Source organism: Curvibacter cyanobacteriorum (genome assembly GCF_028649475.1).
Taxonomy (GTDB): domain Bacteria; phylum Pseudomonadota; class Gammaproteobacteria; order Burkholderiales; family Burkholderiaceae_C; genus Curvibacter; species Curvibacter cyanobacteriorum.
The window spans coordinates 117,388-141,847 of the sequence record NZ_JAQSIP010000003.1 but is presented as its reverse complement, the minus strand read 5'-3'; the positions used below and the strand labels follow the sequence as shown (position 1 = coordinate 141,847).

General features: G+C 68.5%; 19 protein-coding genes. 6 read left to right on the top strand and 13 right to left on the bottom strand.

The features are described from left to right. The first annotated feature begins 94 nt into the window (after positions 1-94). Positions 95-556 (top strand): Lrp/AsnC family transcriptional regulator, encoded by a 462-nt coding sequence (locus PSQ40_RS07255; protein ID WP_273950144.1) that lies wholly within the window; start codon positions 95-97, stop codon positions 554-556. A 64-nt stretch (positions 557-620) separates the two neighbouring features. Here the strand turns inward: PSQ40_RS07255 and PSQ40_RS07250 are convergent, their stop codons facing one another. From PSQ40_RS07250 to PSQ40_RS07215, 8 genes are all read right to left on the bottom strand, one after another. Further along, positions 621-1,772 (bottom strand): BMP family ABC transporter substrate-binding protein, encoded by a 1,152-nt coding sequence (locus tag PSQ40_RS07250; protein WP_273950141.1) that lies wholly within the window; start codon positions 1,770-1,772, stop codon positions 621-623. Positions 1,773-1,874: 102 nt separating this feature from the next. Then, on the bottom strand, positions 1,875-2,927 hold the full coding sequence (locus PSQ40_RS07245; RefSeq protein ID WP_273950139.1) for an adenosine deaminase: 1,053 nt from the start codon (positions 2,925-2,927) through the stop codon (positions 1,875-1,877). Between the two features lie 88 nt (positions 2,928-3,015). Next, on the bottom strand, positions 3,016-3,999 hold the full coding sequence (locus PSQ40_RS07240; RefSeq protein WP_273950137.1) for a Rieske 2Fe-2S domain-containing protein: 984 nt from the start codon (positions 3,997-3,999) through the stop codon (positions 3,016-3,018). 148 nt (positions 4,000-4,147) lie between these two features. Next, positions 4,148-5,305 (bottom strand): BMP family ABC transporter substrate-binding protein, encoded by a 1,158-nt coding sequence (locus PSQ40_RS07235; RefSeq protein WP_273950136.1) that lies wholly within the window; start codon positions 5,303-5,305, stop codon positions 4,148-4,150. Positions 5,306-5,392: 87 nt separating this feature from the next. Beyond that, entirely contained in the window at positions 5,393-6,313 is a 921-nt protein-coding gene (locus PSQ40_RS07230; RefSeq protein ID WP_273950133.1) for an ABC transporter permease, read from the bottom strand. Next, positions 6,313-7,392 (bottom strand): ABC transporter permease, encoded by a 1,080-nt coding sequence (locus PSQ40_RS07225; protein ID WP_273950131.1) that lies wholly within the window; start codon positions 7,390-7,392, stop codon positions 6,313-6,315. Before PSQ40_RS07225 ends, PSQ40_RS07230 begins: the two co-directional genes overlap by 1 nt. Beyond that, positions 7,379-8,968 (bottom strand): ABC transporter ATP-binding protein, encoded by a 1,590-nt coding sequence (locus PSQ40_RS07220; RefSeq protein WP_273950129.1) that lies wholly within the window; start codon positions 8,966-8,968, stop codon positions 7,379-7,381. The genes PSQ40_RS07225 and PSQ40_RS07220 overlap by 14 nt, the downstream gene beginning before the upstream one ends. A 91-nt stretch (positions 8,969-9,059) precedes the next feature. After that, entirely contained in the window at positions 9,060-9,992 is a 933-nt protein-coding gene (locus PSQ40_RS07215; RefSeq protein WP_273950127.1) for a LysR family transcriptional regulator, read from the bottom strand. A 105-nt stretch (positions 9,993-10,097) separates the two neighbouring features. On the opposite strand from PSQ40_RS07215, the gene xdhA reads away from it, so the two are divergent. Together xdhA and xdhB are read left to right on the top strand one after the other, a co-directional pair. Then, positions 10,098-11,672, top strand: coding sequence for a xanthine dehydrogenase small subunit (xdhA, locus tag PSQ40_RS07210; protein WP_273950125.1), 1,575 nt, complete (start codon positions 10,098-10,100; stop codon positions 11,670-11,672). After that, a complete protein-coding gene (xdhB, locus tag PSQ40_RS07205) occupies positions 11,669-14,029 on the top strand; it encodes a xanthine dehydrogenase molybdopterin binding subunit (protein ID WP_273950124.1) in 2,361 nt (786 codons plus the stop codon). Before xdhA ends, xdhB begins: the two co-directional genes overlap by 4 nt. A gap of 152 nt (positions 14,030-14,181) precedes the next feature. Here the strand turns inward: xdhB and PSQ40_RS07200 are convergent, their stop codons facing one another. The 4 genes from PSQ40_RS07200 to PSQ40_RS07185 form a co-directional block, all read right to left on the bottom strand. Next, positions 14,182-16,209 (bottom strand): diguanylate cyclase domain-containing protein, encoded by a 2,028-nt coding sequence (locus PSQ40_RS07200; protein ID WP_273950122.1) that lies wholly within the window; start codon positions 16,207-16,209, stop codon positions 14,182-14,184. A 171-nt stretch (positions 16,210-16,380) separates the two neighbouring features. Beyond that, a complete protein-coding gene (locus tag PSQ40_RS07195) occupies positions 16,381-17,004 on the bottom strand; it encodes a Crp/Fnr family transcriptional regulator (RefSeq protein WP_273950120.1) in 624 nt (207 codons plus the stop codon). A gap of 120 nt (positions 17,005-17,124) precedes the next feature. Continuing rightward, positions 17,125-19,671 carry an aldo/keto reductase gene (locus tag PSQ40_RS07190; protein ID WP_273950119.1) on the bottom strand — a complete coding sequence of 849 codons (2,547 nt, stop codon included), beginning with the start codon at positions 19,669-19,671 and terminating at the stop codon, positions 17,125-17,127. A 37-nt stretch (positions 19,672-19,708) separates the two neighbouring features. Then, entirely contained in the window at positions 19,709-20,665 is a 957-nt protein-coding gene (locus PSQ40_RS07185; RefSeq protein WP_273950118.1) for a glycosyltransferase, read from the bottom strand. Between the two features lie 284 nt (positions 20,666-20,949). Here PSQ40_RS07185 and PSQ40_RS07180 point away from each other — a divergent pair, with 284 nt between their 5' ends. The 3 genes from PSQ40_RS07180 (at position 20,950) to PSQ40_RS07170 (ending at position 23,654) form a co-directional block, all read left to right on the top strand. After that, on the top strand, positions 20,950-21,237 hold the full coding sequence (locus tag PSQ40_RS07180) for an oxidoreductase-like domain-containing protein (protein ID WP_273950116.1): 288 nt from the start codon (positions 20,950-20,952) through the stop codon (positions 21,235-21,237). A gap of 28 nt (positions 21,238-21,265) precedes the next feature. Continuing rightward, positions 21,266-21,709 (top strand): acyl-CoA thioesterase, encoded by a 444-nt coding sequence (locus PSQ40_RS07175; RefSeq protein WP_273950114.1) that lies wholly within the window; start codon positions 21,266-21,268, stop codon positions 21,707-21,709. 151 nt (positions 21,710-21,860) lie between these two features. Beyond that, a complete protein-coding gene (locus PSQ40_RS07170; protein WP_273950113.1) occupies positions 21,861-23,654 on the top strand; it encodes a tannase/feruloyl esterase family alpha/beta hydrolase in 1,794 nt (597 codons plus the stop codon). Positions 23,655-23,949: 295 nt separating this feature from the next. Here PSQ40_RS07170 and PSQ40_RS07165 read toward each other — a convergent pair whose 3' ends face one another. After that, a complete protein-coding gene (locus PSQ40_RS07165) occupies positions 23,950-24,426 on the bottom strand; it encodes a MarR family winged helix-turn-helix transcriptional regulator (protein WP_273950111.1) in 477 nt (158 codons plus the stop codon). Positions 24,427-24,460 lie beyond the last annotated feature (34 nt).

The window sequence follows — 24,460 nt, the reverse complement described above, 5'->3', positions numbered from 1 at the left end:
AGTCTAGGAAACCCCGCCCTGAATAAAATTTTCTTCTGCGCTGCGAAACGTCCTAATAGGAGAAAATTATTCTCTCAAAAAAGGAATTCAAAAAATGGATCGCATCGACCTGCAGATTCTTGAAGAACTTCAGCGCGACAGCCAGCTGCCCATCGCCCTGCTGGCCGAGCGCGTGGGCCTGTCGTCCACGCCCTGCTGGAAGCGGGTCAAGCGGCTGGAGGACGAGGGCGTGATCGAGCGCCGCGTGGCCATCGTGAACCGCAAGAAGGTGGGGTTGCCGATCACCGTCTTTGTCAGCCTGCGCCTGGCCCAGCACGAGGAGCGCGGCCTGGCCGCCTTTGCCGCAGCGGTGACCGCGCTGCCCGAGGTGCAGGAGTTCCACCGCATGAGCGGCGACGTGGACTACCTGCTCAAGGTGGTGACCCACAGCATGGAAGGCTATGACGCCTTCTACAAAAAGCTGATCCGGGTGGGCGCGCTGTCGGGGGTGTCGTCGGCGTTCTCGATGGAACAGATCAAAAGCACCACCGCCCTGCCCCTGACCTCGGTGGCCTGACCTCGGTGGCTTGACTCCGGCGGCCAGAGCCGGCGCCCCCAGGCGCCACAGGCCTGGCCCCGACTCAGCGCAAGCGCCCCTGCACGCCGTCGACCAGCCAGTCGATCTGGCGGATCTGCTCATCGCTGAGCTGGCTGTGCGCGGGGATCACCGTGCGGCCCTGGTTGTCCAGCACGGGCTGGGCCCCGGCGGCAAAGGGTTGCAGGCGGCCCGCGGCCATGTCCTGCTGACGCGCCAGCACCTCGGCCTGCACGGCCTTGGGCACGCGGGGCCCGAAGTCACCGACGCGGATCATGCCCTCGCGCACCCCGCCCCAGACCGAACCGCTTTGCCAGCGCCCCTCCAACACCGCCTTGACGCGGCGCGTGTAGTAGTCACCCCATTGGTGCGTGACGGCCAGAATCTGCGCCTCGGGGGCGGTGCGGCGCATGTCGGAGTGGTAGGCCACGGCCAGCTTGCCGCGCTCTTGCGCCGCCGCCATCACCGCGGTCGAGCCGGTGTGGAAGGCCAGCACGTCGGCCCCCTGGTTCATCAGCGTCATGGCGGCGTCGCGCTCGCGCGGCGGGTCGAACCACGCGTTGAGCCAGACCACCTTGACGCTGGCCTGCGGATTGACCGAGCGCAGCCCCAGCGTGAAGGCATTCAGGCCTTGCAGCACCTCGGGAATGGGAAAGCCCGCCACATAGCCCGCAACCTGGCTGCGCGTCATGCGCCCGGCCGCGATGCCCGCCAGGTAGCGGCCTTCGTAATAGCGCGCGTTGGAGACCGCCACATTGGCCGCTGTCTTGTAGCCGGTGACGGACTCGAACTTCACTTGCGGAAAGTCGCGCGCCACCTTGAGCGTGGGTTCCATGTAGCCAAAGCTGGGCGTGAAGATGATCTGGTGGCCCTGCTGCGCGAGGTCGCGGATCACGCGCTCGGCGTCAGCCCCCTCGGGCACGTCCTCGACATAGGTGGTTTTGACGCGCGGGCCCAGCGCCGCCTCGACGGCCTGACGGGCACTCTCGTGCTGACGCACCCAGCCCGCCTCGGTCAGTGGCGCCACATAGACAAAGGCCGCCTTCAGGGGCGCGCTGTCGGGGGTGGGCACGGCCCCGGCTGAGGCGGCAGGGTTGGGGACGGGGGCCTGGGCTTGGGCCGGGAGCGCCAGCCAGGCGGAAAGAAAACAAGCAGCCGCCAGCGCACGGGCCGGCGCGGCCGCGAGGTTTTTGTACATGGTGTTCCTCTACATGTCCCCAGAATGAAAACGCGCACCGGCGGGGCCACCGGTGCGCGCTGCGGATTTTAAGGCTCGGGCCCAGGCCCGGCCTGCGCCAGGTCAGAAGTCGTGTTCGGAGAAGCTCTCGAACACCGCTTTGAGCTGGTGCTCCCAGTCATGGCGCTGGGCTTCGGTGACAAAGCTGGCCTCAAAGCTGTTGCGCGCCAGGGTGTAGGCGTGGTGGGCGTTGAGGCCCGTGGCCGCGAAGGTCTGCACGAAGTTGTCGTTGAGGTAACCGCCAAAGTAGGCCGGGTCGTCGGAGTTGATCGTCACCGCCAGGCCCGCGTCCAGCAACTGCGCCAGGTTGGAGCTGGCCAGGTCCGGGAACACGCACAGCTTGACGTTGGAGAACGGGCACACCGTCAGCGGGATGCGGTCTTGCGCCAGGCGCTGCACCAGGGCCGGGTCCTTCAAGGCCTGCACGCCGTGGTCGATGCGCTGCACTTTCAGTTCATCGAGCGCGCTCCAGATGTAGGCTGGCGGGCCTTCCTCGCCTGCATGGGCCACCAGGTGCAGGCCCAGCTCGCGGCAGCGTGCGAACACGCGGGCGAATTTCTCGGGCGGGTGACCCAGTTCGCTGGAGTCGAGCCCCACGCCGATGAACAGGTCACGCAAAGGCAGCGCCTGCTCCAGCGTGGCAAAGGCGTCCTCCTCACTGAGGTGGCGCAAGAAGCACAGGATCAGCGTCGCGTCGACGCCGAGTTGCGCCCGGGCGTCGGTGCAGGCGCGGTGCAGGCCGCGCACCACCGTCTCCATGGCAATGCCACGCGCGGTGTGGGTTTGCGGGTCAAAGAACAGCTCGGCGTGCACCACGTGGTCGGCCGCCGCGCGCTGCAGGTAGGCCCAGGCCATGTCGTAGAAGTCCTGCTCCTGGATCAGCACGCTGGCCCCTGCGTAGTAGATGTCCAGAAAGCTCTGCAGGTTGGTGAAGGCATAGGCCCGGCGCAGCGACTCGACGTCGGGGTACGGCAGGCTCACACCATTGCGCTGCGCCAGCGCAAAAATCAGCTCCGGCTCGAGCGAACCTTCGATGTGGATGTGCAGCTCGGCCTTGGGCATGCGGCGCAGCAGCTCGGGCAGACGGGCCGGCGAAATGTGGGGAATTTTGAACATGGAAGGCTCCGAGAGTTTGAAGTTTTGTACCACAGGCCCCGCGCCCAGCGCAGGGGATTTTGGCCCCTGGGGACCCCGTGGAGCGGTCTCACAGGACGCCGAAGCGCACGCCCCGGCGTTGCAAGGCCCGCCGGTAGGCCATTGACACCTTGTCGCTGGCGGCGTGGCGCTCGGCCTGCGGGTCCAGCGGCAGGCGCTTGGGGCTTTGCGATTCCAGCACCGGCTGGTCCTGCGTGAAGATGGTGTGCTGGAAGGCGGCGAGCTTCTCGTCGGGGGACTCGAAGTCGGCCACCGCCAGGCGGAACCAGACCCGGCTGGTCTCCGGCGTGAGCGGGCAGATGAAGAGGCCGATCGACTCGCGCCAATGCGCCACCGCGGTGCTGCCGGCCTCGGGCACCTTGGTCAGCAAGGCGCAATACGGGTCGGTGACCTCGTAGCTGTACTCGACCAGGGCGGCCGCCATGGCATGCAGGTTAGAGCGGGGCTGCCAGGCCTTGCAGCCGGTGGCCAGCAGGCCGCGCGGTGTGTCCTGCACGGCATGCGGCTCGATCTCGGGGCGCGCCCGCAGGCCCAGCCAGCCCTCGTGGACAAAGGAGAAATGCGCCATGTCGAGGAAGTTCTCAACGATGCGCGGCGCGCTGGCGGCCACGTCATAGGGGCCGCAGTTCATCTTGCGCAGGCCGGCGTCGTCCTCGGCCGGGAAAGCGGGCAGGCCCGGGTCCTCACCGTCGCAGACCAGCCGCACCCAGACCAGGCCGTGCGCCTCGCGGCAGCCATGGGAGGTGGCGCAATGGGTGGCGGGCGGCTGGAAAGCCGGCAGCGCCGGCACCGCCACGCAGCGCCCACCGGGCTCGAACTGCCAGCCGTGGTAGGGGCACTCGAGGTGCCCGTCCTGCACCCGCCCCAAGGACAGGCGCGCGCCGCGGTGCGGACAGCGGTCGGCCCAGGCCTGCACACGGCCCGCCGCATCACGCCACAACACCAGCGGCTGCTCCAGCAAGGTCACGGCCAGGGGCGCCGCGCCGACCGACGCGGCCAGGGCCACGGGATGCCACAAACGGGTTTCCATCACAGGGGTTCTTTCTCAGGGGGAGGAGGACGGTGGCCAGCACAGGGCCCGCAGCGGGCGGGCGCCGCAGGTCTGGGCCGGGCGCCAAGCAAAAAGAGCTGCCCCAGGGGCAGCTCTTGCAGCGAGGGGGCCGCAGCCCCACCCGTTGGGCTTACTTCTTGTCGCCGCCCGGGACCTTGCCTTCCACGCCCTTGACGTAGAAGTTGATGCCGCCGAGGAACTTGTCGTCGGCCACTTCGTCGGCCTTCAGCACGTCCTTGCCGTCCTGGCCCTTGATGGGGCCCTTCCAGATGGAGAAGGAACCATCGGTCAGCCCCTTCTTGATCTCTTCGACCTTGGCCTTGATGTCGGCGGGCACGTCTTCAGCGATGGACACCACGTCGATCGCGCCTTCCTTGACACCCCACCAGCTTTGGCCAGTGGTCCACTTGCCTTCGAGGGCGTCCTTGGTGGCCTTGATGTAGTACGGGCCCCAGTTGATGACGGCCGAGGCCAGGTGGGCCTTGGGACCGTAGGCGGTCATGTCGGAGTCCCAACCGAAGGCGCGCTTGCCCTTTTCTTCGGCGGTCTTGAGCACGGCCGGCGAATCGGTGTTCTGGAACAGGATGTCGGCGCCGCCGTTGATCAGGGCGGTGGCGGCTTCGGTTTCCTTCGGCGGGCTGAACCATTCGTTGACCCAGACCACCTTGGTCTTGATCTTCGGGTTCACGCTTTGAGCGCCCAGGGTGAAGCTGTTGATGTTGCGGATCACTTCAGGGATCGGCACCGAGCCGACCACGCCCAGGGTGTTGGACTTGGTCATGGCACCGGCAATCACACCCGCCATGTACGCGCCTTCGTAGGTGCGGCTGTCGTAGGTGCGCATGTTCTCGGCGGTCTTGTAGCCGGTGGCGTGTTCGAACTTGACGTCCTTCATGTCGCCAGCGACCTTGAGCATGGACTCCATGTAGCCGAAGGTGGTGCCGAAGATCAGCTTGTTGCCTTGGCTGGCCATGTCGCGCAGCACGCGCTCGGCGTCAGCCGACTCCGGCACGCTTTCCACGAACGAGGTCTGGACCTTGTCGCCAAATTCTTTTTCCAGTGCCTTGCGGCCGTTGTCGTGGGCAAAAGACCAGCCACCGTCGCCCACCGGGCCCACGTAGGCAAAAGCGATCTTGAGTGGCTCAGGCTTCGGGGCCGGGGCAGCAGCCGGCGCGGGGGCCGGTGCCGGTGCCGGCTCTTCCTTCTTGCCACAACCCACCAAGGCGGCCGCGGCCACAGCCGACAGGGCGGCTACCTTGAGCAGGGATCGTTTATTCAGGTCAGTCATGTCATTTCCTTCTTGGGATGGGCGACAGGGGTTGAGAAAATTTTGATTATCCGGTCAAGAAAAACAAATCAGCAAGCCAGAGGCCCCTCAGGCCCCCGGGTGGAAGGGCTTGCCCAGGGAGGCGGGCATGTTGATTCGGATCCAGGCCGGGTTGCGCGAAATCAGTGCCAGCACCACGATGGTGGCGACATAGGGCAGCATGCTCAGCACCTGGCTGGGCACATTGACCCCGACACCTTGCAGGTGGAACTGCAACATCGTGACGCCACCAAACAGATAAGCCCCAAGCAACACCCGTGCCGGACGCCAGGTGGCGAAAGTGGTCAGGGCCAGCGCGATCCAGCCGCGCCCGGCCACCATGCCTTCGACCCACAGCGGGGTGTAGGCGATCGAAATGAAAGCGCCCGCCAGGCCGCACAGCGCCCCGCCCGCCACCACGGCGGCCAGGCGGATGCGACGCACCGGGTAGCCCAGCGCATGGGCCGACTCAGGCGACTCGCCCACCGAGCGCAACACCAGGCCGGTGCGCGAGCGGTACAGGAACCAGCTCAGTGCCAGCATCAGCACGATGGCGCCATACACCAGCGGGTGCTGGCGGAACAGGGCCGGCCCCAGCAGCGGGATGTCACTCAGCACAGGCACCGCAAACTGCACCCGCTCGGGCAGCTTGGCCTGCACATAGCTGATGCCAGCGAAGGCCGAGAAGCCCACGCCAAACAGGCTCAGCGCCAGCCCGGTGGCGTACTGGTTGGTGTTGAGCCAGATCACCAGCCAGCCGAACACGGCCGCCAGCAAGGCCCCCGCCCCCATGCCGGCCAGGAAACCCATCGTGTCGCTGCCAGTGTGGACCACGGTGGCAAAGCCCGCGATGGCCGAACACAGCATCAGGCCCTCGGCGCCCAGGTTGACGATACCGGCCTTCTCGTTGATGAGCAGGCCCAGGGCCGCGATGGCCAGCACGGTGCCCGCATTCAGCGTGGCCCCCAAAAGCAGTGCGTAGGACTCCATCACAGGGCCCCTCCCTTGGAACGTGGGCTGACCAGGCGCACGCGGTAAGCGATCAGCGTGTCGCAGGCCAGCAAGGTGAAGAGCAAGAGGCCCTGGAACACACCGGTGATCGACTTGGGCAGGCCCAGGCGCGACTGCGCGAGTTCGCCGCCGATGTAGAACATGCTCATCAGCACCGCCGAGAACACCATGCCCACCGGGTGCAAGCGCCCCACGTAGGCCACGATGATGGCGGCAAAGCCGTAGCCAGCCGGCACGTAGGGGGTCAGCTGACCGATCGGCCCGGTCACCTCGAGGGCCCCGGCCAGACCGGCCGCCCCGCCCGACACCAGCAAGGCCAGCCACAGCGCACGGCGCGACGAAAAGCCCGCATAGCGCGCCGCCGCCGGCGCCAGCCCCCCCACCTGCTGGGCAAAGCCCGCCTTGGTGCGGAACAGGAACACCCACAGCAGGGCCGACCCCACCAAGGCCATGATCAGGCCGATGCTGACGCGCGAGCCCTTCATGAGGCGCGGGATCTGCGTGACGCTGTCGAACATCTTGGTCTGCGGGAAGTTGTAGCCCGCGGGGTCTTTCCAGGGGCCGTACACCAGGTAACCCAGCAACTGCACCGCCACATAGACCAGCATCAGGCTGACCAGGATTTCGCTGGCATTGAAGCGGTCGCGCAACAAGGCCGTGATCGCGGCCCAGGCCATGCCCCCCAGCACACCGGCCAGCAAGATGGGCACGATGATCCAGGCGCTCGTGCCCTTGTCGGCCATCAGAGCCACCCCACCGGCCGCCAGCGCGCCGATCACAAACTGGCCCTCGGCACCGATGTTCCAGACATTGGAGCGGTAGCACACGGCCAGGCCCAAGGCGATCAGCAACAGCGGCGTGGCCTTGACCATCAATTCACCAATGGCGTAGGCGTTCTTCAGGGGCTCCCAGAAGAACACCATCAGGCCGCGCAACGGGTCCTTGCCCAGCGCCATGAACAGCAGCACGCCGATCAGCACGGTCACCACCAGCGCCAGCACCGGCGAGCCCAGGCTCCACCAGCGCGAGGCCTGGGGCCGGGGTTCAAGCTTGAACATGGTTCACCTCCGCTGCGGCGGCAGGCGCCTGCTCCAACTCACCCAGGTGCGCTTGCACCGTTTCATTCCAAAGGCCACTCATCCATTCGCCGATCTTCTCGACCGTGGCCTGCGCGCGCGGCACCGAGGGCGACAGCCGCCCCTTGGCAATCACATGCAGGCGGTCGCTGATTTCAAACAACTCATCGAGCTCTTCGCTCACCACCAGGACCGCGCAGCCCGCGTCGCGCAAGGCCAGGATCTCGCCCCGGATCTGCGCCGCCGCCCCCACGTCCACGCCCCAGGTCGGCTGGGACACGATCAGCAGCTTGGGCTTGGCGTCGATCTCGCGGCCGACGATGAACTTCTGCAAGTTGCCGCCGGAGAGCGACTTGGCCGCCGCATGGGGCCCGCCGGTCTTGACGTTGAAGCGGCGGATGATGTCCGCCGCCTGCGCCTCGAGTCGGCCCAGGCTCAGCCAGCCGCCCGCCCCCACCGCTTCGCTGCGGGTCAGCAACAGGTTGTGCGCCAGCCCCATGGTGGGCACCGCGCCACGGCCCAGCCGCTCCTCGGGCACAAAATGCAGGCCCAGGGCCCGGCGCGCCTGCGGCGCCAGCGCGCCGGCGTCCTGGCCCCCCACCGTGATGGCGGCCGGGGTCGCGCGGGTGTCTTCCCCCGACAGCGCGTACAGCAGTTCTTGCTGGCCGTTGCCGGAGACACCGGCGATGCCCACCACTTCACCGGCGCGCACCTCCAGTTGCACGTCGATCAGGTCGACGCCAAACTGGTCCTGGCGCGGCAGCGACAAGCCATTGACGCCCAGCACGGTGGCGCCCAGCTGGGCGGGCCGGTGCTGCAGGGCGGGCGGCTCGGCGCCGATCATCAGGCGCGACAGCGACGCGTTGGACTCCTCCGCGGGCTTGCACACGCCGGTCACCTTGCCGCCACGCAGCACGGTGCAAGCGGTGCACAGCTCACGAATCTCGTGCAGCTTGTGGCTGATGTAGAGGATGCTGCAGCCTTCGGAGGCCAGCTTCTTGAGCACCACAAACAGCTTTTCGACGGCCTGCGGGGTCAGCACCGAGGTGGGCTCATCGAGGATCAGCAACTGCGGGTTGGTCAGCAGCGCGCGGATGATCTCGACGCGCTGCATCTCGCCCACCGACAGCGTGTGCACCGGCCGCGAGGGGTCGATGTCCAGGCCGTACTCGGCGGCTTTCTGGCTGATGCGCCGGGTCACTTCGGCCAGGCTGAGGTGGCGGTCCAGGCCCAGCCAGACGTTTTCGGCCACGGTCAGGGTGTCAAACAGGCTGAAATGCTGGAACACCATGCTGATGCCCAGGGCCCGCGCCTCTTGCGGGTTGCGCACCCGCACCGGCTGACCGTTGAAGAGCACGGTGCCCTCATCGGGCTTGACCGAGCCATAAATGATCTTCATCAGGGTGGACTTGCCAGCCCCGTTCTCACCCAGCACGGCGTGGGTTTCGCCCGGCTGCACCGTCAGCGACACCGCGCTGTTGGCCACCACCGCCGGGTAGCGCTTGGTGATGCCTTGCAGCACCAATCGGGCGCTCGGGGGGGAATCGTGCGTGTTCATGCGCCAGATTTTCTCAAAAATTGGGGGCTCATCGCGGGGCTCCTCAAAGGGCGAAAACAAAGACGTGGGGGCGTGGCTTGGGCATCAGGCGCTACTCTTTCCGTAGCGACGCCGCCACCGACTTGACGCGGTCCCGCAACCAGGCCCCGGCGGCCGAGGTGTGGGTACGCTCATGCCACAACTGGTAATACATGAGGCGCGGGAATTCGACCGGGCACGGCAGGATGCGCAGCGGGTAGCGGTCGACAAAGCGCTCGCAGAACTGGCGCCCGGTGCTCAGCACCAGCAGGCTGCTGGCCACCATGCTCGGGATCAAGCTGAAATGCGAGCAGCGCGCGGTGATGTTGCGCTGCAAGCCCTGGGCGTCGAGGTGGTCGTCGATCACACCGCGGGCGCCCGGGTGGGTCGGCGTGGGCGCGATGTGTTCAGCCGCCAGCCAGGCGGCCTGGTCCCAGCCGCGCCGCACGGCGGGGTGGTCCTGGCTGACCAGGCACACCACCTCGTCACCAAACAAGCGCCCCATGTGCAGGTCGTCCGGCGGCTTGGGCCAGTTGCCGATCACCACGTCGACCTGCCCTTGCGAGAGGTGAGCGTGGTAATGGGTGTCGGCCGACAGGGCGTGGATTTCGATCTGGCAGAACGGCGCCTGGGTCTTGATCTGCGCCACCAACTGGGGCAGGAAGAGGGGGTCCAGGTAATCACTGGCCGCCACGCGGAAGGTGTTGCGCGCGGTGCGCGGGTCGAAGCCCCGCACATCGGTGAACAGCACCTCGGCGGCACGCAAAATGCTGGCGGCCGGTTCCACCATGCGCAGTCCGGCGTCGGTGGGCGTCATGCCAGAACCCGAGCGCACCAGCAGCGGGTCGTCGGCCAGGTCACGCAGGCGCTTCAGCGCCGCCGAAACGGCGGGCTGGTGCATGCCCAGACGGATGGCGGCGCGCGAAACGCTGCGTTCGGTTAACACGGTGTGCAAGACCCTTATCAAATGGAGGTCTATCTTGTCGAAAAGGGCTTGGTCTCTCATAGCAGGGCCTGCATTCTTGTCATACGTCAACGCTTATGCTGGCGGCTTGCGCTCGCCCTACCCTCACGCGCAGGGACTTCACTTCACGGGCTCACCCGATACCCCATGCACACCAGACCGATCCGATTTTTGCGCCGTGGCCAGCTTGTCTCGCTGGGCAATGTAACACCCACCCAGACCCTGCTGGACCTGCTGCGAGACGAGCTGCACTGCACAGGAACCAAGGAAGGTTGCGGCGAAGGGGACTGTGGTGCCTGCACCGTGGTGCTGGGCGAACTCGATGCCAGCGCCGGTGACAACGCAATCAAGTACCGTGCCATCAACAGCTGCATCCGCCTGGCCCAGTCGGTGGACGGCTTGGCGCTGTGGACCGCCGAAGACCTGGCCCAGGACCCGCTGATCCAAGCCGTCGAGCCCCAGGCCGAACCCAGTGAACTGCACCCGGTGCAAGAAGCCCTGGTGCAGTGCCACGGCTCGCAATGCGGCTTTTGCACGCCGGGTTTCGTGATGAGCCTGTTTGGCCTGTACCAGAACCAGGTCGGCCAAGGGCAGGGCGTGACGCGCGAACAGGCGGTGGAGGCCCTGTCGGGCAACCTGTGCCGCTGCACCGGCTACCGACCGATTTTTGACGCTGCCCAGCGCATGGGCGAGCTGCCGCGCCAGCAGGTCAACGAAGCCGAACTGGCGCAGCGCCTGCGCGCGATCCAGCCCGACGCCGCGCCCGCTGCGGCGTCTGACGCCCCCGGCTACCTCGCGCCCACCACCCTGCAAGGCCTGCTACAGGCCCGTGCCGCGCACCCCCAGGCCCAGCTGGTGGCCGGCTGCACCGACGTGGGCCTGTGGATCACCAAGCAACACCGCCAGTTCGAGCAGGTGCTGGACCTGACCCGCACCGCCGAGCTGCGCCGGGTCGAACATTACCCGCACCACCTCGCGATCGGCGCCGCCGTCACCCTGACCGAGGCCTTCGAGGCGCTGGTGGCCGACCGCCCGCAACTGCACCGCTTTGCCAGCCGCTTTGCCGGCCTGCCAGTGCGCAACTCGGGCACGCTGGGCGGCAATGTGGCCAATGGGTCGCCGATTGGCGACAGCATGCCGCTGCTGATTGCCCTCGGCGCCCATGTGGTGCTGATGCGCTGGGAAGCCGGGCGGGGTCGCCAGGCCGGGCGCATCGTGCACCGCGAGTTCCCGCTCGAGCAGCTCTACACCGGCTACCGCCAAAACGTCATGCGCCCCGATGAGGTGCTGGCCTGGATCAAGGTGCCGCGCCCACAGACCGGCGAACTGCTGCGCGCCTACAAGATCTCCAAGCGGCAGGACGACGACATCTCCGCCGTCTGCCTGGCCGTGCGTTTGCAACTGCAGGACGGGCAGGTGCAAAGCGCCTCGATCGGTGTCGGCGGCGTGGCCGCCACCCCGGTGCGCGCCAGCGCCACCGAGGCCGCCCTGCGCGGTCAGGCCTGGCAACCGGCCAGCGTGCAGCAGGCTGCCGAGGTGCTGCGCAGCGAGTTCAGTCCGATCTCGGACATGCGCGCCAGCAGCGCCTACCGCCGCGAAGTGCTGGGCAACCTGTTGCAACGCCTGTGGCTGGACAGCCAGGGCCTGAGCACCATCGACCTGCAGCGCCTGGACCCCGCCACGCTGGACCTGACTTTCCAAGCCCCCAAGGTGGCCGCATGACCTCCATCGCCAACGCCCCAACCCCCGCCACCCACAGCCCCAGCGCCGCCCCGGTGGCCCCGGATGCCGCCAACGCCAGCTGTGGCCGCTCGCAACACCACGAAAGCGCCGCCGCCCAGGTGGCCGGCGCGGCCACCTACATTGACGACATCGCCGAGGTGCGTGGCACCCTGCACGCCTCGCCCATCCTGTCGCCCGTGGCGCATGGCCGCCTGCGCGGCGTCGACTGCAGCGCCGCGCTGGCGGTGCCCGGGGTGCGCGACGTGGTGCTGGCGGCCGACGTGCCCGGCGACCCCCTGCTGGCCGCCTTCAGCCACGACGAGCCGGTGTTCGCGTTCGACACCGTGCAGCACATCGGCCAGGTCATCGGCCTGGTGGTGGCCGACAGCGTGCAGACCGCACGCCGCGCGGCCCGCCTGGTGCGGCCCGACATCGAAGCCCTGCCGCCGGTGCTGAGCCCGCGCGCTGCGCACGCGGCCCAAAGCTATGTGCTGCCCCCGGTCACGGTGCGCCGGGGCGAACCCGAACGCGCCCTGAGCCAGGCCCTGCACACCCTGAGCGGCAGCCTGGAAGTGGGCGGCCAGGAGCACTTTTACCTGGAAGGCCAGATCGCCTACGCGCTGCCACTGGAGCAAGGCCAGTGGTGGATCTACACCAGCACCCAGCACCCGGGCGAGGTGCAGCACTGGGTGGCCCATGCGCTGGGCGTGGCCAACCACGACGTGCGCGTCGAATGCCGACGCCTCGGTGGTGGCTTTGGCGGCAAGGAAACCCAGGCCGGTCACCTGGCGGTGTGGGCCGCGCTGGCCGCGCGCAAGCTGCGCTGCCCGGTCAAGCTGCGCCTGGACCGCGACGACGACTTCATGATCACCGGCAAGCGCCACCCGTTTGCCTACGACTACACCGTGGGCTTTGACGACCAGGGCCGCCTGCACGGCCTGCAGCTGACGATGCTGGCCAACTGCGGCTTCAGCGCCGACCTCAGCGGGCCGGTGGCCGACCGCGCCATCTTCCACGCCGACAACGCCTACTTCCTGGAAGACGTGGAGATCGTCTCCTACCGCTGCAAGACCAACACCCAGAGCCACACCGCCTTCCGTGGTTTTGGGGGCCCGCAGGGCGTGATCGTGATCGAGAGCATCCTCGGCGACATCGCGCGCCACCTCGGCCTGGACCCGCTGGATGTGCGCCTGCGCAACCTGTACGGCACCGAGGACCGCAACGTCACCCACTACCAAATGACGGTCGAGGACAACATCCTCGAGCCCCTGCTCAATACACTGGAGCACAGCAGCGACTACCGGCGCCGCCAGCAGGCCATCGCGGCCTGGAACGCCAGCCAACCGGTGCTGCAACGCGGGCTGGCCATCACGCCGGTGAAGTTCGGCATCTCCTTCACCGCCACGCTGTTCAACCAGGCCGGGGCCTTGGTACACGTCTACACCGACGGCAGCGTGCTGGTGAACCACGGAGGCACCGAAATGGGGCAAGGTCTGCACACCAAAGTGGCGCAGATCGTGGCCGACGAGCTGGGGGTGGGCTTCGACCAGGTGCGGGTCAGCGCCAGCGACACCGCCAAAGTGCCCAACGCCAGCGCCACCGCGGCCAGCAGCGGCACCGACCTGAACGGACGCGCCGCCCAGTTTGCGGCCCGCCATGTGCGCGACAACCTGGCCAGCTTTGTCTGCGGCCTGGACGGCTGCGGGGCGGGCGCCATCCGCTTCGAGGCGGGGCAGGTGATTTCACCCAGCACGACGCGGCGCTTCAAGGACGTGGTGCAGATGGCCTATGCCAACCGCATCCAGTTGTGGAGCGACGGCTTCTACCGCACGCCCAAGATCCACTACGACAAGACCACCCTGACGGGGCGGCCCTTCTATTACTTCAGCTACGGCGCCGCTTGCACCGAGGTGGCCATCGACACCCTGACGGGCGAAAGCCGGGTGCTTAAGGTGGACATCCTGCACGACGTGGGCCGCAGCATCAACCCTGCGATCGACATCGGCCAGATCGAGGGCGGCTTTGTGCAGGGCATGGGCTGGCTGACCACCGAGCAGCTGGTCTGGAACGACAAGGGCTACCTCAGCACGCACGCGCCCAGCACCTACAAGATCCCGGCCACCGGCGACATCCCGGCCCACTTCAAGGTGGACCTGTGGCCCGAGCCGAACCGCGAGGACAACGTCCACGGCAGCAAGGCCGTGGGTGAGCCGCCCTTCATGCTGGCGATCAGCGTGTTCGAAGCCCTCAAGGACGCCGTGGCCCAGGCCCGCACCCGGGCCGGCCGCGGTGGCCCCGTGCAACTTGAAGCCCCGGCCACCGCCGAGCATGTGCTCGAGGCCCTGCAACGGCCCTGAGGCGCGGGCGCGCTGAGGACCGGCGCGCCGCGGCCGCCGGGCCTGTGCCGGGCGGGGTCAGTACTTGCGCCACGGGCAGGCGCGGGGGTGCCGTGCAGCCCAGCCCCGAAAGCGCTGGCCGCGGGCTGACGGCCCCAGGGCTGCGGGTCGCCTCAGGCCACCAGCTCGTGCTGGGCCACGCGGTTGCGGCCCGCGCGCTTGGCCCGGTAGCAGGCCATGTCGGCCGCGTGCAGCACGGCGCGCACGTCCCCCAGCGCGGGGGTCAAGGCGACCAGGCCGATGCTGCAACCAATCGGGTAGGACTGGCCTTCAAACACCAAGGGCCAGTCGGCCACGGAGCGGCACAGGCTGTCGGCAATCTGCTCGGCGCGCTCGACCGAACACGCCGGCAGCAGCAAGGCGAATTCATCGCCGCCCAAGCGGCCCACGGTGTCGCTCTGACGCACCTGCGCCTCCATCAGGCGCGCGATCTGCTGCAGCGCCAGGTCGCCCGCGGCGTGGCCGGCACCGTCGTTGATGGGCTTGAAGTGGTCCAGATCGACAAACAGCAGGCAACCCCGAACCGCGTCCTCGCCCGGGCTGAACTCGGTGGGTTCGGCCTGCAGCAGGCGCGCCAGACGCTGCTCCAGCTCACGGCGGTTGACCAGGCCGGTCAGGCTGTCGTGGGTGGCGCTCCATGACAGTTCACGCCGCGCTTCGCGCTCGGCGGTGATGTCGTCAAAGATCCAGATCGTGCCGCCCTCGGGGTCGTCCGGCACCACACCACGGCCCAGCATGTGGACCCAGAAATCGCTGCCGTCCTTGCGCCGGAACACCAGCTCGCCATCGAAATGGCCACGCTCGCAGAACTGCTGGCGCACCTGCTGACCCAGCTCGGCATAGGCCGCTTCCGACGGGTACAGCACCCGCGCCGGTTGGCCGTGCAGCTCGCCAGGGGCGTAGCCCAGCATGGCGCTGGCCTGGTGGCCCAACAGCTCCAGGGTGCGGTGGCGCGTCACCACGATGCCGATCGACGCGTGCTCGAGGATCGCCTCCAGCTGCCCCACCATGACGCGCAGGCGCTGGTGTTCGCGCTCCTGGGCCAGGGCGATCTGGCGCAGGATGGTGATCAGCTCGCCCACCTCGCCGCCCGCCTGGGGCCAGTCGCTGGCGGCCGGGGCCGAGCGCTCGAGCACCTGCAAGGCCCGGCGGCGCAGCTGGGTGACGGGCTGGATCAGGTGGCGCAAGGCATAGGTGGCCAAGGCCGCCGCCAGCACCGCGGCCACCCCGGCCAGGCCCAGCGCCTGGCGACGCAGGGCCTGGTAAGGCGCCAGGACCGAGCTCACCGGACTGATGCGCGCCACCCGCCACTGCCAACTGGGCACCACAGCCTGGCTGACCAATGCGTCGCCCACCTGCTGCGACACCGCTCGGTCCTCAGGCCCACTGGACGGCGCCAGACCACGGGCCAGCACCGGCCCCCAAGCCGCCTCGTCCTGCACCAGGCCCAGCAGGCGCGAGGCCTGCGGGTGGTGCAACAAGCGGCCCTCGGCGGTGTAGACCAGCAGGGTTTCGCCCTGGAAAGCAGACTGCGACACCAGCGGTGGCAGCAATTGACTGGAATACATCGACAGGCCCGCCACCAGCACGCCACGCACCTCGCCCAAGGGACCGCGCACCACGGTGGACATCAAGGCCAGGGGCTTTTCACTGGGCCAGCGACCCAACGGCGCCAGCCACTGGTCTTGCCCCTCGGCCAGGGTGCGCGTGCGCAGGCGGGCCACGGCCTCGTCCAGGTCGGCCGGCAGCAGCGGCACCTGGCTCTGACGCCAGAGTGGGCGACCGTCGGCCGCGGCCACATCCACAAAATCGAAGGTGCGCAGCACCGCGCGTTGGGTGGCCCAGGCGTCGGGCGCGGTGCGGGCGGGGTTCAGGCGTTCAGGCGTCAGGTCGCGTGCCAACACCCCCAGGGTGGCCCGGGTCTGTTCGGCGCGGGCCTCGATCAGGCTGGCCAGCAAGGCCACGTCGGCCGCCTGGGCCTGGGCCATTTGTGACAAGGCCAACGCTTCGCCGCGCCAGCCCATCCAGCCAACCGCCAGGGCCACCGCCAGCAAGGCGGGCACGGCCGCCACCCACCAGACGCGCGCACGCAGGCTGTGGGCCAGCCGCCAAGGGCGCCCAGGCAGGTGAGGCGCGCTCACTGGCGCCACCCACAGCACGGCCCGCTGTGCCTTTCAGGCCGCACTGACATGAAACAGGCAAGGTACACCGACAAGTCCGGCAAGTTGATTTGTAACTAACTGTGACTATACGGAAATAAGCAAAAAATGACCACTGCGTCTAGGGTGAACCCTAGCCAGGGAAGGGGGCGCTCAGCCGCCCGCCAGACTTTGCAGGCCGCTCGGGTCCAGCAAGGTGAGGTTGCGCCCCGAGCCCGCGATCAGGCTGCGCTCGCGCAGGTGGCGCAGCACGCGCGACAGGGTTTCGGGGGCAATGCCCAGCTCGGCAGCGATCAGGCGCTTGCGCTGGCTCAGCAGCACGTTCATCACGCCCTGGCTGGCCTGGTCGGCGTGGTTGAGCAACCAGCGCGCGCAGCGCGCCTCGGCGTCCATCGCCAGGCGGCTGACCGCCAGCTCGGTCTGCTGCCGCTGCGACCGTGACACGTCCTGCAGCAGCTTGCGTGCCGGGCTGGCCAGGGCCGCCACCGTGCGCTGGAAGGCAGGCAACGGCATGCGGCGCAGCACCACCGGGGTTTCGGTCAAGGCGTCGACCACCTCGGGCAGGTTGAGCACGGCCGACGCGGCCTCGAGCCAGAAGGGGCCTTCGACGACGCCCAACTGATGGCTCATGGCGGTCCCGTCGCGCAGGCCCAGCACCACCCGCCCCGATTCGACAAAGGTCACCCAGGGGGACACAGCCTGCCGGGTGAGCAGCACCTGACCCGCGGGGATCGCCTCGTGTTCGAGGGACAAACCAAAATACTCAGAGGGCAACATGGGAGCGACTGTGCCGCAGCCCCCCTGCGCACACATTGAGGCAGGTCAAAGGCGATGCGTGCGGCCCCGCCCTGCGCACAGGGGTGCACCGAGTCGGTGCAAATGGGGAGCTTCGCGGCGTCAGTCGGCCAGTCGCGCCAGCGCAGCCACCCGGTCCAGGCGACGCGTCGACACCAAAATGGACCCCTCGGGGTTGCGGGCCAGCGCCTCGCGCAGCCGCAGCTCGACCGGTTGCGGGGCGCCCGCAGGGTCGGCCAGGTAGCCATAGGTGAACTGCAGCGGCCGCTGGGCCGCCCCCAGCACATCGGCCTGGCGCTGGCTCAGGCTGTCGCGCACCTGGACCACCGGCGTCAAGGCGGGGTGCTGGCGCAGCATGGCCGCCACGGCCGGGGCCTCGCCGGCCACCCCCCAGTGGCGGATGCGCCCCGCCTGCTGCAGCGACTGCAGCCAGCCCAGCCATTCGTCGCCTGCGATGAGGTCGGCCACCGGTTCGTGTAGGAACAGCACATCCACCTCGTTGCGGCGCAGGCGGCGCAGGCTGGCCTCGAAGCTTTGCCGCGCGCGCCCCAACTGCCAGTCGACCACGGCCCGGTTCAGGCCCTTGAAGGCCTTGCCCAAGACCTTGCGCGCATACAACTCGGGCACGCTGTGGCCCGCACCGGTGGGGCCGTACAAGCCCACCTTGGTGGCCACACTGACGCGGCGGGCCCATTCGGGCGGCAGCGCGCCAACACTGGCTTCGGCCAGGCCAAAGCCGTACAGCGGCGAGGTGTCGAGGTGGCTGAAACCGGCCTCGATGGCCGCTTGCAGCAAGGCCAGCCGATCGCGCTCACGGGCCAGGTGGTGCAGGCTGGCGGTGCCAAAAGACAAACGGCTGGCCTGCAAGCGGGTGCCGGGGATCTGAACGAGGCGCATGGTGGAAGCCTTGGTGGTAGCCATCGAAGAAAAAGCCCGGGGGGCGGAGGCATCGGCTGACGGTCCATCGCCCGGGACCGCGGCGGCCGCGGTGGCCGCTGTGCCGCCCAAATGGTCGGCCCAGAAGTGGGCCTGTCGACACGCCAGGGCCACCGCCATCAGCGTCGGGTTGGCCTCGCCCGAGGTGGTGAAGACGCTGCTGGACGCGATGCCGAGGTTGGCCACCCCGTGCACGCGACCATCGCGGTCGACCACCCCCTGGGCCGGGTCGGCGCTCATGCGGGTGCTGCCGATCTGGTGAAAACCGTCCGAGGCCTGCTCGAACACATGGGCATGGCGCTGCTCGGGCGGGCGCTCGTAGTCGAGGTAGCCCAGACCGGCGGCGCGCAGGTCCTGGTCGAGCAGCTCGTGGGCCTTGAGCACCGACTCGATGTCTTGCGGCAGGTACTTGAAGTCCACCCGCAAATCGCCTTCGGGGTTCTTCAGCGTCAGGCGGCTGTCCGGGTTGGGGGCCTGCTCGGCGTGGTAGTCCAGGGCATACACGCCGCCCGGGCTGCGCAGCACGAAGCCGGGCTTGCGCACCGGGGACAGGTAACGGTGGCGCAGGATGTCCAGCACATCGAGCCCGGCCCGCCAGGGGCGGCGCAGGATGTTGAGGCTGTGCGCCCACCAGCGGTAGGGCGGTCGCCCGATGTGCTTGAGCCGCATGGCCTCGGCCACCAGGCGGCGCCCGATGGGACCGATGGCCAGCCCCAGGAACACCGCCGACAGCGTGGGGTTGCCATGGCGGTGGTCGTAGAACGGCGGGTTGTCGATGTAGAAGGAGGTGTTGAGCAGGCCGTGGGCACGCTGAGTCGCGGGCGTGGGCAAAAAGCGCCGGCGCACATAGGTGCCGTCAGGGTCCTGGCTGAAGTCCAGCCAGCGCACATCGGCCGGCTGGTGCAACACCACGCGCGCGATGCAGCCCATGATGTGGCCCATGTAGTACCGCCCCAACGGCCCCTCGGGGCCCCCGAACAAGGCCTTTTGCGCCGCATGGCGGGCCTGGGTCTGCAACAGCAGCTGGGTGGTGCCCAGGGCGCCACCGGCCAGCACATAGGCACGGGCACGCAGGGTGGCGCTTTGGCCGGCACGGCTCACCTGCAGTTGCCGGACTGCGTCCAAGGTGGGGGTCAGCTCGATCGCCGAGACCCGGGTTTGCAGCAGCAGGTGCACCCGCTGCGCGGCCAGCGCCTGCGCGCCCAGACGGCCCACCAGGCGGGGCTGGTGGGCCCAGCGCTCGATCTGGGTCAGGTCAAACGCGCTCAGGCGCGACACCGCGCTGTCGGCCGCCTCGGGGGGCAAGGGACGCCGGAATTCGGCCGTGCCACAGCCCACGTAGCGCGCCGCCGCGGGGTACCAGGGGGCCACGTCCGCTTCGCTCAAAGGCCAACGGGCCTGGGGTACCTGCGGCCGCGCTTCAAAGTCGATGGCTTCGTAGGGCACGCAGCGCCCGCCCCACAGCCAGGTGGTGCCCGCCAGGCCTGCGTGGGTGGCCAATTCCAGCGGGGCGTGGTGGGCCGGGTGCACGCGCTCCGACCCGCGCCAGTCGGGCGGCGACTCGGCGGGATTGGCATGACCGGCGTCCAGCACCAGCACCAGCAGGCCGCGCGAGGCGGCCTCCAGGGCCAGCGACAGGCCGGCCGGGCCCGCGCCCACCACACACAGGTCGTAAGGCAGCGGCCCCTCGGGCACAGCAGTCAACAAGGTCATGTCAGGCGATCAGACAAGGCAGGCCGGGGCACGCGTTTCAATGCCGCCGGTCGGGCTGGCGCAGCACAAAGCGCTTGAGGCGCTGCATCTGCCAGGCGCGCAGGTAGCGCCGAAACTCGGGGTTCTCGTAGCGCGGCAGGCCCTTGAGCGCCGACCAGAAGTAGCTGAAGATCATCAGCAGGCCGCCAATGAAAACGGGCTTTTCGCGCATGCGGTTGAGGCCGGCCGCGATGGCGTACAGCGGGTGGTAGCCCATGTACCAGTTGCCGCGGCCCCAGCGCAGGCGGCCTTCATAGATGTGTTTGTCCGACGACCCCATGATGCGGTGGTGCCACAGCCAGGCCTGCGGGTCGAACACGGCCAGCGTTTCCCAGCCCTTCATCCAGGCCATGTGCACGTCAATGCCGTCCCAGGACAGGTGCTGGACGAATCCGCCGATGTCCTCGAAAGCCTCACGCCGGTACAGCTTGAACTGCCCGGCCACCTGCTCGTCGATGTGGCTTTCTTCGATGTAGCGCCCGTGTTCGTGCCGGTACACCTTGCCCGAGACGGCCGCCAGGCGCGGGTTGTCGATCAGGCGCTGCACCATGCGCTGCAGGTACAGCGGGCCGAACGACATGTCACCGTCCAGCTTGACGATGTAGGCGTAGTCGGTGTGCTGGATGTGCTCCATGCCGAAGTTGAAGGCCGCCACCACCCCGCCACCCAGCTTGCGAAAGCCCCGGTTCTGGCGCGGCACCAAGCGGATGAAGGGGTACTTGGCCGCGTACTCGCGCACGATGTCGGGGGTGGCGTCCGAGGAGCCGTCGTCGACCAGGATCCACTCCACCGGGCGCCAGGTCTGGGCCACCATGGCGTCCATGGTCAGGCGCAGGTACTGGGCTTCGTCGCGCACCGGCGAGATCACCACCACCGGCACGGTGATCGGGTTCAGCGCCGGCGGCGCAGCGACCGGTTCCAGCAGGGTGGCGCGATCGGGTTGGGCAGAGGGCATGGCGAGAAGGGCTGAATGTCGAAGCGGTCCGCCCATCCCACACCGGCCCGGGCCGACCGACCCCGGCTCTGGGGAACAGCACAGAGCGACAATATCTTACCTTTTGAAACAAGTTACCCCGGCCTGAACCACAGGCCAAACGGAACCCTTTCACACTTGGGCGGCCCACGAGGCCCCCGGCGCCCCCGGCACGGTCCAGGCGCAGCCCCACGTCCACCCCACGCCCGTCCAACTCCCGCACCACACCCGCCCGCCTGTCCGCAGCCCAGCGACAATCCAGCGCCATGTCTGACCCGAACGCCCCCGCCCCCGAAGCCACCTGCCCGCCGGTCCCGGTGCCCGAAGCCGGCCCGGCGCTGCACCAGGCGCGCCAGACGATTGCCCGCACCCAAGCGCGTCTGCAGCAGCTGGGCCTCAGCCTGCGCGCGCCACCACCCGAGCCGCAAACCTGCTGTGGGCGCGGCTGCAACGGCTGTGTCTGGGAGGGCTATTTCGGCGCCCTGACCTTCTGGTGCGAGGACGCCGACGCCTTGTTGGCCGGCGCCACGGGGGACCGCACAATGGGAGGCTGAGCCCTGTTCTCCTCGAAAGACCCCTTCCATGAGCGACCTGATTGAACACAAGCCCCCGCGCACCGTGACCTACAACGTGCGGGTGGAATTTGGCGACTGCGACCCCGCCGGCATCGTGTGGTTTCCCAACTTCTTCCGCTGGATCGACGCCGCCTCGCGCCATTTTTTTGAAGCCTGCGGCGTGCCACGCTGGGAAGAAACCACGCGCACCCTCGGCGTCATCGGCACGCCGCTGGTGGACACCCAGGCCCGCTTCATCAAAACCGCCAGCTACGGCGACCACCTGCAAATCCACACGGCGATCACCGAGTGGCGCGGCAAGAGCTTTGTGCAGAGCTACCGGGTCTGCCGCGGTGAGGACCTGATCCTCGAATGCCAGGAAGTGCGCATCTTTGCCAGCGCACGCGAAGACGGCAGTCCGGGCATCCGGGCGGTGCTGATCCCGCCCCAGATCCGCGCCCTCTGCGACTGAGTGCGCCGCGCCAGGCGGCGTGGCCACGCCGGGCGCCGGGGGGCCTGACTCCACCGGCCCCGAAGCGGGATCTCCTCGGGTAATTACTTAAAGTAATGATTACTTTTGATAATTAATATCATGATCCGTATCAAGTCATGAAGGAGACCCCATGAGCCCCTTGTCCCGCCGGACCTTGCCCGTCCGCCCCCTTTGGCTGGCCTTGTCGGCCTCGGCCGTGTTGTCCGCCTGCGGTGGCGGCGGTGGCGAAGTGGCCCTGCCCCAGTTGTCGGCCGCCTTGCCCGCCAACTTCTCGGGCGATTGCGCCAGCCTGTCCAGCACCTTGGCCAGCCTGCCCAACACCAGCATCACCTCGGTCACCACGGTGCCCGCCGGCCTGGTGGCCAACATCCAGACCGCCGAGCACTGCCGAGTGGTGGGTCGGATGAACCAGCGCGTCAGCGCGGTGGACGGCAACACCTACTACATCGGGTTTGAGATCCGCCTGCCCAAGGCCTGGAATGGTCGCTTCTATTACCAGGCCAATGGCGGCACCGACGGCGCGATTGGCACCGCCGCGGGCGCCCTGGGTGGCGGCCCGCTGAGCAGCGCGCTGAGCAAGGGCTTTGCCGTGCTGAGCTCGGACGCCGGCCACCAGTCCCAGACCACCCCTTTCTTTGGCATTGACCCGCAGGCGCGCATCGACTACGGCTACGGCGCGGTCGGCACCCTGACCCCGATGGCCAAGAACCTGATCAAGCTGACCTACGGCAAGGCCCCGGACCGCTCGTACCTCGGGGGCTGCTCGAACGGCGGTCGCCATGCGCTGGTGGCAGCCTCGCGCTACGCCGACCAGTACGACGGCATCCTGGCCGGCGCACCGGGGTACAACCTGCCCAAGGCCGCGGTGGCCCAGCTCTGGGGCGTGCAGCAATACGCCAAAGTGGCCACCGGTCGCGTCACCTCGGTGAGCACCGCCGCCGGGGTCAGCGTGCCGGTGGACCTGCCCGATGTGTCGACCGCCTTCACGCCCGCCGAATTGACCCTGGTCGGCGACCGCATCCTGGCCAAGTGCGACGCCCTGGACGGCGCGGGTGACGGCTGGGTGGGCGACGTGGCGGCCTGCCAGGCCAACTTCAGCGTGGCCAACGACATCCCCACCTGCACCGACAGCCGCAACGGCAGCTGCCTGACCGCCGCCCAGAAGACCGTGCTGACCGACGTGCACACCGGGGCCCGCAACAGCAGCGGCGCGGCCCTGTACGCCAGCTTCCCTTACGACGTGGGCATCAAGGGCCGCACCAGCGCCGGCTGGGCGGCCTGGAAGTTTGCCAACGCCACGGGGGTGGGTCGCGACCCGGGCGCCACGGCGTTCATCTTCACCTCGCCGCCGCAAACCAACACCAGCACCTTCACGGGCCTGCCCTTTGCACTGAACTTCAACGTCGACAACGACGCACCGAAGATCTTCGCCACCAGCGGCGTCTACACCGAGTCGGCGATGTCTTTCATGACCCCGCCCAACCCGACCGATCTGAGCCGCCTGCGTGACCGGGGCGCCAAGATCATCGTCTACCACGGCACCAGCGACCCGGTGTTCTCCTACCACGACACGGTGAGCTGGTTCGAGGGCATCCGCAACGCCAACCCGGGCAGCGACATCGGCCGCTTTGCCCGCCTGTACGGTGTGCCGTCGATGAACCACTGCAGCGGTGGCCCGACGGCCGACCAGTTCGACCTGCTGGACCCGCTGATCAACTGGGTCGAAAAGGGCAGCCAGCCGCAAGCCGTGACCGTGGCCGCCCGTGGCACCGGCACCAGCACGCTGGCCGCGCTGATCAACAGCGAAGTGCCCAGCAGCTGGTCGCCCAGCCGCACCCGGCCGCTGTGCCCCTACCCGACCGTGGCCCGCTACAAGGGCTCGGGGGACATCGAACAGGCGTCCAGCTTCAGCTGCCAACCTTGAACGCAGCGCAGGCGCCATCGCGTCGCCACAAAAAGGGGCCCAGCGGGCCCCTTTTTGGGTGTGCACCGCCGGCACCGCGGCCGGTCCTCGGCGGCAGTGTGTTGTGGGGCAGGGTCTGACAGGCGCTCTGACAGTGGTTCTGACAGGCGCCAGTACAGGCGCTCCAAAACGCCCCCGCACCGAGCGCCAGGCGCAGGCACGGCCCGGGCCATGGCGGACCATGGCGGGCCTGGGCAAGGACGTGCCGAGGGCTGGTGGCGCGCGAGGCGGGCCGCGACGAGGGTGGCTCAGCCGCTCAGGGCTGGCGCCGCTGCGCAATCCGGGCGAGCAGGGCAAACAAGGTGCTGCGCTCGGCCGCTGACAGGTCGCTGAGCAGCGACTGCTCCATGGTCGCGGTGGTCCGCTGGACCTCGCGCACCAGGGCCTCACCGGCGGGGGTCAGCTGCACATGCTGCACGCGTCGGTCGGCGTCGCTGCGCTCGCGCAGCAGCACACCGCGCTGCTCCAGGCGGTCCAGCAGCAAGGTGAGGTTGGAACTGGGGATGTTGAGGGCCAGCGCCAGCCGCTTGGGCGTGACCTGCTGGTTGGCCGACAGCAGCATCACGGTGGTGAACTCGAGTTTGTTGAGGTTGAACCCCTGCTCGATGTTCGCCTTGAACACCTGGTTGGTGGGGATGGTGGCCTGCGCCAGTTGGTAGCCGAGCAGGCCCGCCACCGGGGCCGGGTCGAGGTCGCCGGGGCGCAGGGTTTCAGAGACGGGAGGACGGGACATGGCGGCGGCAGTTTACCCGAGCCCCCGGGGCCGC

What these genes read in the sequence shown, in the direction of transcription:
- PSQ40_RS07245 (WP_273950139.1), bottom strand. Translation starts at nt 2,927, where the DNA reads ATGTTCAAAATTCCCCACATTTCGCCGGCCCGTCTGCCCGAGCTGCTG.
- xdhB (WP_273950124.1), top strand. Translation starts at nt 11,669, where the DNA reads ATGACCTCCATCGCCAACGCCCCAACCCCCGCCACCCACAGCCCCAGC.
- PSQ40_RS07235 (WP_273950136.1), bottom strand. Translation starts at nt 5,305, where the DNA reads ATGACTGACCTGAATAAACGATCCCTGCTCAAGGTAGCCGCCCTGTCG.
- PSQ40_RS07255 (WP_273950144.1), top strand. Translation starts at nt 95, where the DNA reads ATGGATCGCATCGACCTGCAGATTCTTGAAGAACTTCAGCGCGACAGC.
- PSQ40_RS07230 (WP_273950133.1), bottom strand. Translation starts at nt 6,313, where the DNA reads ATGGAGTCCTACGCACTGCTTTTGGGGGCCACGCTGAATGCGGGCACC.
- PSQ40_RS07170 (WP_273950113.1), top strand. Translation starts at nt 21,861, where the DNA reads ATGAGCCCCTTGTCCCGCCGGACCTTGCCCGTCCGCCCCCTTTGGCTG.
- PSQ40_RS07250 (WP_273950141.1), bottom strand. Translation starts at nt 1,772, where the DNA reads ATGTACAAAAACCTCGCGGCCGCGCCGGCCCGTGCGCTGGCGGCTGCT.
- PSQ40_RS07180 (WP_273950116.1), top strand. Translation starts at nt 20,950, where the DNA reads ATGTCTGACCCGAACGCCCCCGCCCCCGAAGCCACCTGCCCGCCGGTC.
- PSQ40_RS07215 (WP_273950127.1), bottom strand. Translation starts at nt 9,992, where the DNA reads ATGAGAGACCAAGCCCTTTTCGACAAGATAGACCTCCATTTGATAAGG.
- PSQ40_RS07190 (WP_273950119.1), bottom strand. Translation starts at nt 19,671, where the DNA reads ATGACCTTGTTGACTGCTGTGCCCGAGGGGCCGCTGCCTTACGACCTG.
- PSQ40_RS07195 (WP_273950120.1), bottom strand. Translation starts at nt 17,004, where the DNA reads ATGTTGCCCTCTGAGTATTTTGGTTTGTCCCTCGAACACGAGGCGATC.
- xdhA (WP_273950125.1), top strand. Translation starts at nt 10,098, where the DNA reads ATGCACACCAGACCGATCCGATTTTTGCGCCGTGGCCAGCTTGTCTCG.
- PSQ40_RS07220 (WP_273950129.1), bottom strand. Translation starts at nt 8,968, where the DNA reads ATGAACACGCACGATTCCCCCCCGAGCGCCCGATTGGTGCTGCAAGGC.
- PSQ40_RS07225 (WP_273950131.1), bottom strand. Translation starts at nt 7,392, where the DNA reads ATGTTCAAGCTTGAACCCCGGCCCCAGGCCTCGCGCTGGTGGAGCCTG.
- PSQ40_RS07185 (WP_273950118.1), bottom strand. Translation starts at nt 20,665, where the DNA reads ATGCCCTCTGCCCAACCCGATCGCGCCACCCTGCTGGAACCGGTCGCT.
- PSQ40_RS07165 (WP_273950111.1), bottom strand. Translation starts at nt 24,426, where the DNA reads ATGTCCCGTCCTCCCGTCTCTGAAACCCTGCGCCCCGGCGACCTCGAC.
- PSQ40_RS07175 (WP_273950114.1), top strand. Translation starts at nt 21,266, where the DNA reads ATGAGCGACCTGATTGAACACAAGCCCCCGCGCACCGTGACCTACAAC.